Here is a 13771-nt window from a genome sequence, read left to right on the forward strand (position 1 = left end):
AGTGAGTCACAAAATCTGGCTGAGATGGAGCTGGCCCATCAGCAGCGGGTTATCGCTGTAGTCGACGGGAATAGCCACCACGGCCGGGCCATTCACATCCATCGCCGCACGCAGCGTCGGTTCAAGGGCATCGGCGCTCTCCACGGCAAAGCCCCTGGCGCCAAAGGCATCGGCATAGGCTTTGAAATCGACCGGGCCGAACTCCACGCCGGAAAGGCGCTGGTATTTTTTCTCTTCCTGAATGGCGACCATGTTGTAGCCGTTATCCACCCAGATGATGTGCAGCACGTTGGCATTAAGACGCACGGCGGTTTCCAGCTCCATACTTGACTGCAGGAAGCCGCCGTCGCCGGACACCGAGACCACTTTGCGCCCGGGGTTGACCAGCCACGCGCCAATAGCCCACGGCAGCGCAACGCCCATGGTCTGCTGACCGTTGGAGATCATCACCTGACGCGCCCGGAAGCTGTAGAGGTAGCGGGCGATCCAGATGTGGAAGCTGCCCATGTCGACGGTCAGGGTCACGTCGTTATTCACGATGTCCTGCATGGCCCGCACGATACGCAGCGGATGCAGGGCAAACTGGTTAAGCGAGGCACCGCGGCGATCGAGCAGATCGCGCTGATGCTGGCGATCGACCAGGATCTCTGACGCACGCTGGCTCAGCTCCAGCTTGTGATCGATCCGGTTAGCGAGCAGGTTCAGCGTTTCGGCGATATCCCCCACCAGCTCCAGATCCGGTACATAATTGCGTTCTTCATAGGCCGGCAGCACATCAATGTGCACCAGCGTGGCGTCGCCGCTGTTCCACATGGAAGGCTCATACTCCACCGGGCTGTAGCCGATGCAGATAATCAGATCCGCCAGATGCAGCAGCCTGTCGCCCGCCTGGTTATTGAACAGACCGACGCGGCCGGCAAAGCGGGTGAAGTGCTCCTGGTTCACCGCCCCGGCGGCCTGATAGGTACTGGTGACCGGAATACGGCTTTTCTCCAGCAGCTTACGCAGCGCCGCGCTGTTGGCAGGCTGACTCGCCATCAGCCCCAGCAGGATCACTGGGTTTTTGGCTTTGTCGATGAGCTTCGCCACATCGTTAATGGCCGATTCGGGAGCCGGGCCCATCAGCGCCGGGCCGCTGGCCGGTAAAATCGCGCCCGTGGCGGGCTGGTCAACAATATCCTGCGGCAGGCTGACGAACGCGCCCCCCGGCCTGCCGTGCTCGGCGGCACGAAACGCATTCGATACCACTTCAGCAATCGCATCCGGAGAGCTGACTTCCACTGCGTATTTGGTGACCGGGCTGAACATGGCAACCGTGTCCATGCTCTGGTGCACCAGTTTGGCTTTATCCGCCCGCTTCACCGCTCCGCCCAGCGCCACCACCGGGTCGCCTTCGCTGTTGGCGGTGGCAATGCCGGTGATCAGGTTGGAACAGCCCGGCCCGGAGGTAACCAGCGCCACCCCGGCCTTGCCGGTCAGACGCCCTACCGCCGCCGCCATGAACGCCGCGTTCGCCTCGTGGCGTACCGGGATGATTTCGATGGACGAGTCCAGCAGGGAGTCAAAGACTTTGTCGATTTTCGCCCCCGGGATCCCGAACACCTGCTTCACGCCCTGCGCTTCCAGCTGGCCGACAACCATATCGGCGCCGTGCGCCCACTGACGTGACTGTTTCTCACTGTTCACGGTAGTTCTCCTGTTAGTTTTCGACGGAACGGATCGCTGCATCAAGATTGCTGGGGTGAAGGTTGGCCTGTAAAAACGCGCTGTCGGCGGGCAGGTCAATCATTAGCTTGTGTATTTCGCCAAAGGTGAGCACGCCGCTCTCCAGCTGATAATCCAGCAGATGTCCCCCGCCCTGACGGTCGTCGGTAATGAAATGTTCGTGATAGCCGGCCACGTTGATGCCCTGCATATGCTGCGGCGTGCGGAACCCGACCAGCACCCCTTCGCGCTGGTTAAAGCGGAACACCGGCTGGTCGTCCAGCACGTCGGTCATCGCGCGGTATGGCGGCGTCTGACGCGGTACGGTACGGGTGTGGGCGTGGCGGAAGTTACCGTCGATGCGCAGCGCGCAGAACAGGTTATCCGAGGGGATTTGCTGGTCGATCACGTCGTGGATCTGCTGACGGCTGACCGGCGCATCAAAGGTTTTGCGGTACTGCGGCTGGAACCAGGTCATCACCGCGAACGGCGTTTTCTGCTCTGGCTTCGCGGCGCGTGCACTGCCGTCGGCGCGCAGCTGGTACACCTGGCTGCTGAAGGCAATCATTTCGCCGTCCAGCTCGTTGAAGGTGCCCAGACCAAAATCACCATGTGCCAGCAGATCGGCGATGGTGGTGTCCCCCTCGTAGACGCCGCTTAGCAGGGCGCTCATTAGCGATGTCTGATAGATCACGCTGTCAGGATGCTTAGCGGAGAACCCGCGCAGGGTCTCGCATAAGCTCGCCTCACAGTCGCAGGCAGATGAGTGCATCATCATGCTCGTCCTCTTCAACTTTATTTATAAAGGTTAAATAAATGTTGACCCGATTCAGCAGAGAGTTCCAATATAGAATCCATGCTGGTTTGAGACGTTTTAGATATGGAACTTCGTTATCTGCGGTATTTTGTCGCGGTTGCACGCGAGCGACACTTCACCAGGGCGGCCAAAGCGCTGGGTATTTCACAGCCTCCTCTGAGTCAGCAGATCAAACGGCTCGAAGAGGAAGTGGGCACGCCGCTGTTCAGGCGTCTGACGAGAGGTGTGGAGCTAACCGAAGCGGGAGAAGCCTTCTACGAGGACGCCTGTAAGATCCTGGCGCTGAGCGACGCCGCGCTGGAGAAAGCCCGCGGCATCGCGCGCGGTCTGAACGGCAACCTGTCGATTGGCATCACCAGTTCAGATGCTTTTCATCCCAAAATTTTCGCGCTCATTCGTCAGTTTCAGGTACAGAACATGGCGGTGCAGGTACACCAGGTGGAGGCCAATATGTCTTCGCTGACGGCGATGCTGGCGGAGGGGGAACTGGATATCGCCTTCGTGCGGCTGCCGTGCGAGAGCAGCAAGGCATTCGAGTTAAAAATCCTCGACCGGGAGCCGATGGTGGTGGCACTGCATCGCGACCATCCGCTCGCAACAAGCGGCGATCTGGCGCTGGAGCAACTCCGGGATACGCCAGTGGTGTTGTTCCCGCAGGAGGTCGCGCCCGGCCTGTTCGACCGGGTTTACAGCTGTTGCGAACGGGCCGGAATAGACGTACAGCACGCGCTGCAGTCGTCTCAGCTCTCGTCCTCCCTGAGCATGGTCTCTGCAGGCGGCGGCTTCGCGCTGGTGCCGAAATCGATGGCGGCCATCTCTCCGCCGAATGTCACCTACCACGCGCTGAGTTCACCCGAGCTTTATACCGATATCGCGCTCTGCTGGCGGCGCTTTGAACGCTCGCGAACGGTGAAGCGGTTCTTGACGATGATAAGCGAGGAGTAGCGGCCGGTTTGGTTAGTGGTTTTTGTAGGCCGGATACGGCGTAACCGCTATCCGGCAATGCCCTTCTGGAAGCCGCCTCGCAAACCTGCAAGCAACCTTATGTAATTCAGGGGCATCCCTTTTCATCCCTTCTTCGCGGTCGTAAAGTGCCTGCGTTGCGGCACATCCGCAACCGGGGCCAGGATCCCGCAAGCATGACGCGACATTTTTACCTGAAGAGGATGCCCAATGACGACTCTCCCTGGATTTTCTTACTCGCTCGCTGAAGAAAGCGCGGTGTATCACCTTACTCATCTGCCCCTTCCCGATTCAACGGATCTGTTCGAACTGGCAGACACCTGTGCCGCCTGTGTCAGCGTGCTGATTGAAACCGACGATGCCTTTACCCATGCCACTCTTTGCGAGCGTCTGCTGACGGTACTGAAACACCTGCGTGAACGATGCGATGCAGAACTCCCCTCGCATCTGGTTGAGCAACTGATTGCGGGGGAAAAGATCGTTTCCTGTGTGCCGGACTGCTGGCAGGAGACGACGTTGCAGGTGGATTATGCGCTGGCACTTACGCGTGCGGTAAGGGGCGGTACGCTGCCTGCGGACGTGGCAAAAGACCTGACCGGGCTGCTGCACGATATGGTCTGGCTGCTGGCGGAGTTTGTGAAAGAGCCTTATATCCCGGCGCACTGAGCCAGGTAGCGGCTGATAATCCCGGGCGATTCAGGCATTACAATTTCGATAGCGAATGATAAGGTAGCTTTCCCACTCACTGACGGGCAGGACAAAAGTGAATATTTCAGAGAAATATGAATGGAGTAAGAATAACTACCTGGTGAGTACAGACAGAGAAAAACTGGATGTACAGGCCATCCATCGATATCTAACGAGATCGACCTGGGCAAAAGGCATTCCTCTGGATATTGTCTCTGCGTCAGTCGAAAACAGCCTTAACTTCGGCGTCTACCATAAAGAAAATCAGATTGGTTTTGCTCGCCTGATAACAGATTACGCTACCTTCGCCTACCTTTGCGATGTTTATGTACTTGAAGAATATCAGGGTGAAGGGCTCGGAAGGTGGGTTATGGAATGCATACATAGTCACCCCATTTTTGATCGGCTCCGCAGGGTGATGTTATTTACAACCACAGCGCCCTGGCTTTATGAAAAATTTGGCTACGAGCCGGTAAACAGAGAAAACTATGCATGGACTATTACGCGTCCTGATATTTACACCGGTGGAAAAAGCCTGACTGATAAATAGACCTAAAACAATTGCAAACGCTATCAGCCAGGCATGAATTACCGGATAATATATTTTTAGATAAAAATGAATGTAATGATCCGCGTTGTGCTTCAGTTTGCAGATGCAGTTGGTCTGATGGTGATTTCTGTTGTATCAACGCTTTCCGGTGCCTCAATGATATGCCTTACGGCACGGGCAATGTCAGCAGGTTGAAGTGCAACAGCGCGGTAAACATTCATCGCCGCCATGGTTTCTGCATGGGTAATGGTTGATGCCAGTTCACTTTCCACTACGCCAGGATTAACGCACGTAACGCGAATTTTAGAGCTTTCCTGTCGTAAACCATCTGAAATAGCCCGTACCGCGAATTTAGAGGCACAATACACTGCCGCCGTTGGCACAACGGAAAGTGCACCAATAGAGCCGATGTTTATTATCTGACCTGATCCCTGCGCTTCCATGAGCGGAAGCACAGCGCCAATACCCCACAGCACGCCCTTGATATTAACGTCAATGATGCGTTCCCATTCATCCTGTTTGCCAGCCGAAAGTGGTGAAAGCGGCATAACGCCGGCATTATTGATAAGAACATCAACACGGCCCCAGTTATCCAGCGCGGCCTGTACGAAGCCAGCCATAGACTGTCGGTTTGTGACATCCAGCTGCTGGGCTTTCGCGATACCACCCGCACTACAAATTTCTGCGGCAATCGCCTCGGTACGCTCCACTCTGCGTGCTCCCAGTAAAACCTTCGCGCCTGCCGTTCCCAGCTCTCTGGCAATGCTTTCTCCAATACCACTTGATGCGCCGGTGATTAATATCACTTTATCCATGATGCTCTCCTTCAGTTGAGTTCGAAGAGATAATAGAACTTGATGATTAGTTCCAGTATCCTGCTTTTACTGGACTCACTGGTTAGCACCGTTAAACAATGAAGATCGATCTTAACCTTTTACCCGTTTTCATCGCGGTGGCAGAAGAGCATAGTTTCAGTAAGGCCGCGGCACGGCTGGGCGTTACCCGTTCGGCGGTCAGTCAGGGAATACGACGGCTTGAGGATGCCTTTGGGACAATGCTGGTCATGCGCACGACACGCTCAGTGAATTTAACGGAAGCGGGAGAACGGCTGCATAAATCTCTGTCATTACCGGTAGCCGGTATTGAAGCCGCATTCGATGATATGGCTTCTGACGATATGCCACGTGGCCTTCTCAGGATCGCAGTGACCTCGATTGCGGAAGAATTTCTTTCGGGTCCGCTAATCGCCTCGTTTGCGGCTGCGAACCCAGCGGTGACGCTTGATATTGTTGTCACGGATGAGGAGTTTGATATCGTGGCAGCAGGCTACGATGCTGGCGTGAGGCTCGGAGAAGTCATTGAAAAAGATATGATTGCTATTCCGCTTACCGGAAAGCAACGTGAAATGGTGGTTGCCTCTCCCTCCTACCTCTCAGGCAACGGCATACCCGTCCATCCGCATGAGCTGATGCATCATCGATGCATTGGCTGGCGACCAGCCCCGGATGTTGCGCCTTATCGCTGGCCATTTGAAGAGAACGGGAAAGCGTTCGACCTGGCGATTGAACCGCAGATTACAACTAATGATCTGCGTCTGATGCTGAGGCTGGCACTTGCCGGTGGCGGCATAACGCTTGCCACTCAGGAAACATTCAGACCGTATATTGAAGGAGGTCAACTTATATCATTGCTTGATGATTTTCTTCCTCCTTTTCCTGGCTTTTATCTGTACTTCCCTCAGCGTCGCAATATTGCGCCAAAGCTCCGCGCCCTGATTGACCATGTCAGGGAATGGCGGCAGCAATCTGCTTAATCGGAGGCGTGGCTGCGCCCGGCGGCGCTACGCTTGCACGGGCCTACGGTGAGTGTCGAGGCGGGTTTGTTTGATGATGGCAATTGATGATTGGTTTTCGCAGGTAAGGCGTAGCCGCCACCCGGCAATGCAGCTCTTAAAGCTGTATCCTGTTCGATCAGGAGGACATTATGCAATGTGCTAAGAAAAAGGATTTATACGCATGAATAATATGTGTTGTCTACTCGGCATGGCTCGCCTGGAATCATCAGAAAGGATGATAACAAAGCCAGTCATATAGCAGATAAAGCGTTATGGTAATTCCAGAGATATATCACTGCCATCAAACATTTCCTTTAGATACTTTTTTTGAAACTAGTACCATTTTGTGATTCTGGCAAGGAAGGATTGACAAGCATCGTTTTCAGTTGCAAAAAATTCAACCTCTGTGCGTTTTCCATGTTCACTGTAAAAAACACACCATCGCCCTCCATCGAGGATCAAACATAATGCCTCACCCTCAACACCATCAATAGAGTAGCTATCACTGGGTATGTTTAATTTATTTAACTCATTTTGCAAGTCTACTCTATCCATAGGTTTTTCCTACTGCTTTCTTAAAGATAAACATTAATAAACTCGGCATAAACCGGGTTATAAATCTATAACCCCTTAACTTAACAACACAACTTAAATATTTTATACGGACACTGATATTGAGTCCTTGATAACAGTAACCTCCCTACCTAAAATTTAGGAGGCTGCTTTTGCATTGTCAAGAAAATAATTCCTTTATAAATTCTGAGAACGAATCAGAAACCAATTCAATTTCTTTATCATCCATCAGGAAAATAAATACCTTACCTAATGAATCATCAGATTTAAGAGATAGTAGAAAAGAGTTCCCCCCATCATCATAGGCAAAGGGAACCATATTCCTCAACTCGCCAAATGATTCGATAAGGTCACAATAGAGTTTCTCTATCGGCAGGTCACCATATTTTATAGGGTTAAAACCGCCAAGCATAAACGGATTATTTTCTTCATTATCATTAGGATACCCGCCATTATTTTTTAGATAAAAATCAAGAAATGACGTGGGAAGATGATGATCAAAGTACGCATTGAACGCGTTTATTTCGTCAACAGCCAATTTATATTCTGAATCAGTAAGATACATGATGAGTTTACCTTGAAGAATCTACAGATGCGGTTTTGGCAAAGATTCCGAACGCATTAAATTATAAATAAGCTCTGAGCTCGAAAAATGAGTTAATGCCCATCTCAGACCACATCAATCCGGCACAATTAACTACCCAACTTGTAGATCGTAGTAGCGGAACAGGTAAGTTCTTCTCAGTTTCCATCTATACTTCAAAAGGATACAATGAGATATTTTTTATGGCTGTTAAAAACGAAACAAATTTACTACCACCAGGGTAGGACTCAACATTTAAAAATATCATACGCCCCCCTAATGAGACAGTTAAAACCCCGTCACTCTCATAAGATATAACCTGAGAAACAAATAACACCCCATCACCATCCATCTTAATTTCAGGTGTCTGCTGACAAATATCATTAATATTCCAGCCCCATTTAAACATGTCGTCCACATCAAATTCGACATTATAACATCTATTTACTTCCGGTGGTTCACCACACCATACAGCCACTCCATTGCCTAAAGGTGAGGTGAACTCTACTTTATTTCCATCAAATTTCACTACTGTTATGTTTGTCATTTTAGTATCGGTACTCTCACAACAAGATTATCAAAATTCATGACATTATTTACAGAGTCTAATGTCCATTTGTCTTCATGGTAATGATGTTGGGTAGGTTTACTATTCATCTCATGGTTACCATAACGGATACTTCTCTTACCGTCAGCCGATACGATTCGGTCTGAGTCTGGTAATCCAGTTCTTGGATGGATATTTGTATGGGGGCCGGGGCTAAGGAAATCATCCCAACGATTAAGGCCATCCTCTGGTTTAACTGGCTTAGGAGCATAAGTCTCATTGTGGTACCCCTGCCCTGGAGGATTCGGATTTTTCCATCAGCATTAGATTCCGTCTTGCATAAACCTAACGGATCAATCCCCCCCCAACGGATTCGGCGCATACTGATAAAGATTCCCCCCACCATTCAACCCAATCGGCTCCTGCACAATAAACCGCCCGGCCTGCGGGTCGTAATAGCGGAACAGGTTATAGTTCAGCCCGTTTCACCGTCAGCACACTGCCCTGCATAGCGAAGCGGTTGATGCGCCATCGCCATGCGATTCACAACCCGTGAGAACCTTTCGCTCTGATGACGTACCTCGCCAAAGCTGTCGAACTGCCCGCTTCAGCGCACCTCGTCGCATTCGTCGGTTATCACGATACCGATTTGGCCTCTTCGGTTAGCACGAGGTTGAATAGATTTGTAGATACAGCGTGATTTTAGATGAATGTTGACCTTATCTGGGATCGGTATATTCATCCTTTGGTTATACGTGTATTCACTATGTCATTCACATAATGTTCAATCGAAATATTGTGCTCCCGATTAATCTGAGAAATGAATGCGCTAAGATGCTCTTGCGATGCATGAAGGGTCGTGGCAATAAGGTTATCAAAATCGTTCTGAGTAAATCGTTTATGTCCCTTCAACGTCGAGCGCTGAAGCAAAGTGTGTGCGGTCACTTCCAGGACGGCCCGCCGGTAATGATCGGACAGCAGGACGTCAACATCGGTCTGATGAATATCAAACTCAAAATAAAAGCTGACAAATCCCGATTCAACAGGTAATGAATAAATCAGTTTGTCACCTAATTGCTCAACGTAAGGTTCATATTCTTCTCCCATTACTCGCGTAGTCTGCATATAATCCCTCTCCTTTCATGCATTAGATTAATTCCACTTGAATAAATATACAGCATTACTCTTTTAAATCTAGCTTAAAATACCTGTAAGAATCACAGAGAACATTACCTCGCTAAAAATAACATTTTCGACGTGCTGGTTTACTTTAAAGGAAAATAATCACCCATAAAAATAATTATAAAACGCATTGAAATTTTCATTGCCGATAAGTGGCACAAGCCTTTCCCGCAACTCATCAATGAAATTATCTTTTACTTCGTCATTATCATCTGCTATATCAAAGATATTGTATTGACCATATACCAAATCAATAAGCTCAGCTAGAGAAAATATGAACCCAGACAGACTACTAGCTATCTGAAACGGTTCAACTACATCATAACCCGCATAAACAGAGGAACTCCCTTCATCGATAACCGCAATTATAGGTTTACCTCCGCCTAAATCATCGCCAATAACAAAATAATTATCTGGTAAGTATTCATAACCGCTTTGAGCCTTCAAGAGCTCACTTACTGAGTGAAGTTTAATTGGCGTGAAGCCTGTTTCAATCTTTAACTTTTCAGGATTATAGTTTTCATATAAAAATTCCACCTCTGTCGAACGAGGTAAGTTGGGCGGGAAGGCATTGTCCAGATCATTGACGGTGCTGAAACTCCCTGACAGCGAGTATTTATTGCAAATAACAATAAGTTGTTTTAATGCTTTTTCAATCTCATTCACAATGGTCTCAGACGCATCCATAAATATAGCACTCAGCAATAACCAATTAATTTAAAATAACATCCTCAGTATGTACTACCTTCAAACAAGCTAAGTAAATCATTTTTCAATTACTCTCTCGCTCTTTAAATCAAAGCTCTATGAAGTTATCGTTCTCGAGGTAAAAATTCAAACCTGATATGAAATCCTCTACAGATGGCTTTTCTCTTTGGATAGAGATGTTATGTAATACATCTATAAATTGCTCTCCATAGAAAAAGAGCTCTAGCGAATTTTCGACAACCAAATCAGTATATAGTTCCTCAACGTCATCACTAATGACAGGATAGTTATCTAAATAACAAACAAGCTCTTCTTTAGCAAATGCTTCATATTCTTTTGTATACACACAAAAATTACCTAATGTATTCCTACCCATAATTTTATATATTAAGCCATCTAATCCGTACGTTTTTCTGTATTCTAACTAACTCATACGCACAATCCTTGAGGGTTATCTTTTATAATTTTCAAAGCAAGTAGTTAATGAAAAGATCATATATTCCATTCAATTGGAATTTAAATGGCTTTTATAATACGGGAAAATTATCCCCCGGACCATTTTGGTTAATTTAAATCATACTCATATTAATAAATAGGGTCAGAAAAATCTATTCCTTTCACATCATTCTTAGAAAGGAACTCTTTAAATTCATTTGAAATAATTATGCAAGATTTATATTCACTACATCTTGCCATACTAAAATCTTCAATAATCTTTTCTTTGTAGACTATTTTACTAAACTTCCTTGAACCATTAGGTAAATAACTTAATATAGGTTGACTTTCTGAAACTTCCATATCGATGCATGAAATCTCTCTTAGTATATTAATTATTTTATACCCTTGAAGTTGGGTTTCATTTAAAGATACAGTTGCGTCAATAAGTTGAACATCAGTCCGAAAAACATCGTGGCAAGAAATTAGTGATGTTAGTCTGGGTGATATGAATACAGGCCCATCACTATAATAAAAATCATATGCAAGCAGTACCTTCTCACTCACCTTAGATTTTAATGTAAAAAAATGTCCCTCGTAAGTTTCAATTGATTTACATTGAGAAAAAGCACTTCCAGATATGTCAGGGTGCTGGTATTCAAACCAATAACTATTGGGGTAATCAGAAGCTATTCGTAGCTCATACATACTTAGCACCTCGCTTTTCTAACCGAGTAAAATAACCAATTTAGAAATCAATCTTCATTCCAAAAAATATTTATTACTAGCACGCTGTTCATAAATGAACATCGGGAAATATCCAAGAGATAACCCCCGTAAAAATACATTATATACCATTCCAGAAAGAAATATCATTTGCCCCTGTTGACTTTATAATTACCGTTAGCGGGCATGCTTTTAAAAAATGCGAACCAACACCTCTGATAAATAGCTCAAAACTATCAGCTATCGATTCCCATCCATCCATAGTTTGCTCACTTGTGATAGCATAAACTTTGCCATCATGAGTATTAAGTAAAATAGTATAAGGGTCTGATATTGCAACACATATCACACTATCTGGTCTATGCTTGCCAATCCACCAATGGTTAAACTCATCATTGTTAATACTGACTATTTTCTCCAAATAATCACCACTATGGCCGAAAGATATATTCCCCAAAGAGAAGTTATCAATATCATAATTATTGACAAACTCAATAAAATCCTTTGGGAAATTTACACGAAGTTTTTCCTCAGAAAGTTTGATATTGTTTACAGGCGAAATTCTTTTTTTCAAAATAAAATCATCCATCCCTCCATTAAAGGAAGAGAACTTCTCATGTAATCTAACTTCAATTTCATTTATTGTTAATAACACAATTATTACTCTCATCTCGTATGCCAAACATCGCCATTGCCAACATGAGTACGTGCAGATGCGGGTATAGCATATGTTCCAAAATCGACATGTTAATGTATTATTGCATCTCCTTTATAATTCACTTGCTCAGGAAATACTTTAATCTAGATTTCATCTATTCCCGGTAACTGTTCCACCTCTTTTATTCTTTATAACTTGCTTTAACTTAAGGAACCCGATGCATATCAGATTATTGACTGCAAAATTCTTGGTATTTCCTTATATCGCAGTTTGAAATAAGCATTCCTGATACTAATGTTCTGATATCTATTTAGAATGCATGATGAGGTCTTCCGGGGTAATGAGGATCAACCCGCGTCTGGTATGGATTGTGACCTCTGACTTCATATCCTCTACATAACCCAATCGGATCCTGTACAGTAAACCGCACAATCTGCGGGTCGTAGTAGAGGATGGATTATTAATTATATGTTTGTGGTTCAAGAAAGGATTATATCATATCAAAGCCGGGCGAATTTCTCACCCGGCCTTTATTTTTTTTAGCTTAAACAGTTTATTACTAGCGAGTCTAACTCTATCCATGCATCTTCTAATTTAAAAGCCAAATCTGGTTTGTTTTCCACTTTATCAAAACTAGCATACGCATTTCTTATCATTTGAGGAATTGTATATAAATAAAATGCTAATTCTTTATCTATGGACTCATTATTTTTCAAGAGGTTTGCAAGCTCCTCTAAACTAGAAACCAAGTCATTATACTGTTCATCATTGAAAACCATATTAATTCTAATATTATTAACAAAATCATTATCAATTATTTTTTTCTTTACATCACTTAACATAAATCACCTATTTAAATATGATGGCTTCGTGAGGAATATCACCAAAATCAATACCTCCTGATGCGCCGCAGCAGCATTTCGAGTAAACGGTGCTTATAAATTCTCTGCTGATGCCTGGCTTCTGGTGGAGGAAATCCAAGTGTCACGCGAATGCGGAGCACCTGCAATATGTTAAGCCGGCGTTATTTTATTCTAACCTGTTGTTCTTATTGTTTTTTATCCGCTCACATACTCTCCCATTTTCAGGCGTCACCGTTCTTATGACAGTATTACCATTACATCCCCCCCACGGAGCAATTTTCGCTGCCCCAAAGGCTGCATTTCTCGACTTAAATTTTGTACTACAGATAGTAAGACCCAGCAGATCAATCCACCCCAACGGATTCGGCGCATACTGATAAAGATCCCCTCTATCGTTCAGCCCAATCGGTTCCAGCACAATAAACCGACCGATCCGCGGGTCGTAGTTGCGGAAAAAAGGACATACTGACTTATTGGAGAGAACATTTGTTAAATAAGAAAAGCCGGGAGAGTTTAATCTCCCCCTGACTTATATTTAGCAATGAATTAAACATTATTCATTTCAAAATCAATGATATTAATCACCCAATAAAAAAATTAAAACATACATCATTAGGTTAATTTTTATTGTTTTTCAACATTTCTAATATCTCTCCTTCACTTTTATCGTAAGGAGGTTTCCATAAAGGCGAATCGTTTTCTATCCATTCATCAAATTCCTCAGCAGATATCTTTGACTCTAACTCCCGATAAAGATACTTTCTGGTTTTAGATAATTTTTCTAAAACATTGCATTGATTAAAAAAAAGCAAGAGGGCTGATGCCGTTCTATTTTCTTCAATAAACCCAGATCCGATTTTATCTATTACGACAACAATTTCCTCCATAGAGGTCAGGATCTCTTTTAATTCATCTATATTTTGTGTATTTTTCTTCATAAA

The 13771-nt window shown here is 46.0% G+C and carries 17 protein-coding genes and 2 pseudogenes; 4 read left to right on the forward strand and 15 right to left on the reverse strand.

Features of this window, described 5'->3' with window-relative positions; translation table 11 throughout:
- Positions 1-6 precede the first annotated feature (6 nt).
- On the reverse strand, positions 7-1686 hold the full coding sequence (gene alsS, locus ACOTX3_RS07060) for an acetolactate synthase AlsS (protein WP_013097652.1): 1680 nt from the start codon (positions 1684-1686) through the stop codon (positions 7-9).
- Positions 1687-1699: 13 nt separating this feature from the next.
- Complete coding sequence (gene budA / locus ACOTX3_RS07065) at positions 1700-2479, reverse strand: acetolactate decarboxylase (protein WP_014831009.1); 780 nt, start codon at positions 2477-2479, stop codon at positions 1700-1702.
- Between the two features lie 105 nt (positions 2480-2584).
- On the opposite strand from budA, the gene ACOTX3_RS07070 reads away from it, so the two are divergent.
- From ACOTX3_RS07070 to ACOTX3_RS07080, 3 genes are all read left to right on the forward strand, one after another.
- A complete protein-coding gene (locus ACOTX3_RS07070) occupies positions 2585-3466 on the forward strand; it encodes a LysR family transcriptional regulator (protein ID WP_020684590.1) in 882 nt (293 codons plus the stop codon).
- A 228-nt stretch (positions 3467-3694) separates the two neighbouring features.
- Entirely contained in the window at positions 3695-4150 is a 456-nt protein-coding gene (locus ACOTX3_RS07075) for a hypothetical protein (RefSeq protein WP_058678323.1), read from the forward strand.
- A 97-nt stretch (positions 4151-4247) separates the two neighbouring features.
- The gene (locus ACOTX3_RS07080) at positions 4248-4721 is read left to right on the forward strand and encodes a GNAT family N-acetyltransferase (RefSeq protein ID WP_029883730.1); all 474 of its coding nucleotides are present in this window, start codon (positions 4248-4250) and stop codon (positions 4719-4721) included.
- 92 nt (positions 4722-4813) lie between these two features.
- Here ACOTX3_RS07080 and ACOTX3_RS07085 read toward each other — a convergent pair whose 3' ends face one another.
- Complete coding sequence (locus ACOTX3_RS07085; RefSeq protein ID WP_058678319.1) at positions 4814-5536, reverse strand: SDR family oxidoreductase; 723 nt, start codon at positions 5534-5536, stop codon at positions 4814-4816.
- Between the two features lie 98 nt (positions 5537-5634).
- Here ACOTX3_RS07085 and ACOTX3_RS07090 point away from each other — a divergent pair, with 98 nt between their 5' ends.
- Complete coding sequence (locus tag ACOTX3_RS07090; protein WP_058678318.1) at positions 5635-6534, forward strand: LysR family transcriptional regulator; 900 nt, start codon at positions 5635-5637, stop codon at positions 6532-6534.
- A gap of 354 nt (positions 6535-6888) precedes the next feature.
- On the opposite strand, the gene ACOTX3_RS07095 is transcribed toward ACOTX3_RS07090, so the two are convergent.
- The 12 genes and pseudogenes from ACOTX3_RS07095 to ACOTX3_RS07150 all read right to left on the reverse strand — a co-directional run bounded on the left by ACOTX3_RS07095 (position 6889) and on the right by ACOTX3_RS07150 (position 13768).
- The gene (locus ACOTX3_RS07095) at positions 6889-7110 is read right to left on the reverse strand and encodes a hypothetical protein (RefSeq protein WP_072039881.1); all 222 of its coding nucleotides are present in this window, start codon (positions 7108-7110) and stop codon (positions 6889-6891) included.
- Positions 7111-7288: 178 nt separating this feature from the next.
- Positions 7289-7693, reverse strand: a complete 405-nt coding sequence (locus tag ACOTX3_RS07100; protein WP_040023931.1) for an SMI1/KNR4 family protein — start codon at positions 7691-7693, stop codon at positions 7289-7291.
- A 187-nt stretch (positions 7694-7880) separates the two neighbouring features.
- Entirely contained in the window at positions 7881-8258 is a 378-nt protein-coding gene (locus ACOTX3_RS07105; protein ID WP_072205066.1) for a hypothetical protein, read from the reverse strand.
- A gap of 340 nt (positions 8259-8598) precedes the next feature.
- Positions 8599-8865: pseudogene (locus ACOTX3_RS07110) on the reverse strand (RHS repeat-associated core domain-containing protein); the annotation flags it as partial.
- Positions 8866-8996: 131 nt separating this feature from the next.
- Positions 8997-9383: a hypothetical protein gene (locus tag ACOTX3_RS07115; RefSeq protein ID WP_058678316.1), complete on the reverse strand. Its 387-nt coding sequence runs from the start codon at positions 9381-9383 to the stop codon at positions 8997-8999.
- Between the two features lie 159 nt (positions 9384-9542).
- Positions 9543-10106, reverse strand: a complete 564-nt coding sequence (locus ACOTX3_RS07120) for a hypothetical protein (protein ID WP_065187053.1) — start codon at positions 10104-10106, stop codon at positions 9543-9545.
- A gap of 130 nt (positions 10107-10236) precedes the next feature.
- Positions 10237-10494, reverse strand: a complete 258-nt coding sequence (locus tag ACOTX3_RS07125) for a DUF7716 domain-containing protein (protein WP_227440326.1) — start codon at positions 10492-10494, stop codon at positions 10237-10239.
- Positions 10495-10733: 239 nt separating this feature from the next.
- A complete protein-coding gene (locus ACOTX3_RS07130) occupies positions 10734-11291 on the reverse strand; it encodes an imm11 family protein (protein WP_127869196.1) in 558 nt (185 codons plus the stop codon).
- Positions 11292-11430: 139 nt separating this feature from the next.
- Complete coding sequence (locus tag ACOTX3_RS07135; RefSeq protein WP_255321504.1) at positions 11431-11991, reverse strand: SMI1/KNR4 family protein; 561 nt, start codon at positions 11989-11991, stop codon at positions 11431-11433.
- A 515-nt stretch (positions 11992-12506) separates the two neighbouring features.
- Positions 12507-12809: a hypothetical protein gene (locus ACOTX3_RS07140; RefSeq protein WP_048972613.1), complete on the reverse strand. Its 303-nt coding sequence runs from the start codon at positions 12807-12809 to the stop codon at positions 12507-12509.
- A gap of 187 nt (positions 12810-12996) precedes the next feature.
- A pseudogene (locus ACOTX3_RS07145) lies at positions 12997-13272 on the reverse strand (hypothetical protein); the annotation flags it as partial.
- Between the two features lie 175 nt (positions 13273-13447).
- Positions 13448-13768: a hypothetical protein gene (locus tag ACOTX3_RS07150; RefSeq protein WP_047024286.1), complete on the reverse strand. Its 321-nt coding sequence runs from the start codon at positions 13766-13768 to the stop codon at positions 13448-13450.
- Between the last annotated feature and the right edge of the window lie 3 nt (positions 13769-13771).

Source organism: Enterobacter cloacae complex sp. IR5384 (genome assembly GCF_049237265.1).
Classification (GTDB): domain Bacteria; phylum Pseudomonadota; class Gammaproteobacteria; order Enterobacterales; family Enterobacteriaceae; genus Enterobacter; species Enterobacter cloacae.

Coding starts and splice junctions, on each gene's coding strand:
- ACOTX3_RS07070 (WP_020684590.1), top strand. CDS start 2,585: ATGGAACTTCGTTATCTGCGGTATTTTGTCGCGGTTGCACGCGAGCGA.
- ACOTX3_RS07085 (WP_058678319.1), bottom strand. CDS start 5,536: ATGGATAAAGTGATATTAATCACCGGCGCATCAAGTGGTATTGGAGAA.
- ACOTX3_RS07105 (WP_072205066.1), bottom strand. CDS start 8,258: ATGACAAACATAACAGTAGTGAAATTTGATGGAAATAAAGTAGAGTTC.
- budA (WP_014831009.1), bottom strand. CDS start 2,479: ATGATGCACTCATCTGCCTGCGACTGTGAGGCGAGCTTATGCGAGACC.
- ACOTX3_RS07130 (WP_127869196.1), bottom strand. CDS start 11,291: ATGTATGAGCTACGAATAGCTTCTGATTACCCCAATAGTTATTGGTTT.
- ACOTX3_RS07115 (WP_058678316.1), bottom strand. CDS start 9,383: ATGCAGACTACGCGAGTAATGGGAGAAGAATATGAACCTTACGTTGAG.
- ACOTX3_RS07075 (WP_058678323.1), top strand. CDS start 3,695: ATGACGACTCTCCCTGGATTTTCTTACTCGCTCGCTGAAGAAAGCGCG.
- ACOTX3_RS07100 (WP_040023931.1), bottom strand. CDS start 7,693: ATGTATCTTACTGATTCAGAATATAAATTGGCTGTTGACGAAATAAAC.
- ACOTX3_RS07140 (WP_048972613.1), bottom strand. CDS start 12,809: ATGTTAAGTGATGTAAAGAAAAAAATAATTGATAATGATTTTGTTAAT.
- ACOTX3_RS07150 (WP_047024286.1), bottom strand. CDS start 13,768: ATGAAGAAAAATACACAAAATATAGATGAATTAAAAGAGATCCTGACC.
- ACOTX3_RS07095 (WP_072039881.1), bottom strand. CDS start 7,110: ATGGATAGAGTAGACTTGCAAAATGAGTTAAATAAATTAAACATACCC.
- ACOTX3_RS07090 (WP_058678318.1), top strand. CDS start 5,635: ATGAAGATCGATCTTAACCTTTTACCCGTTTTCATCGCGGTGGCAGAA.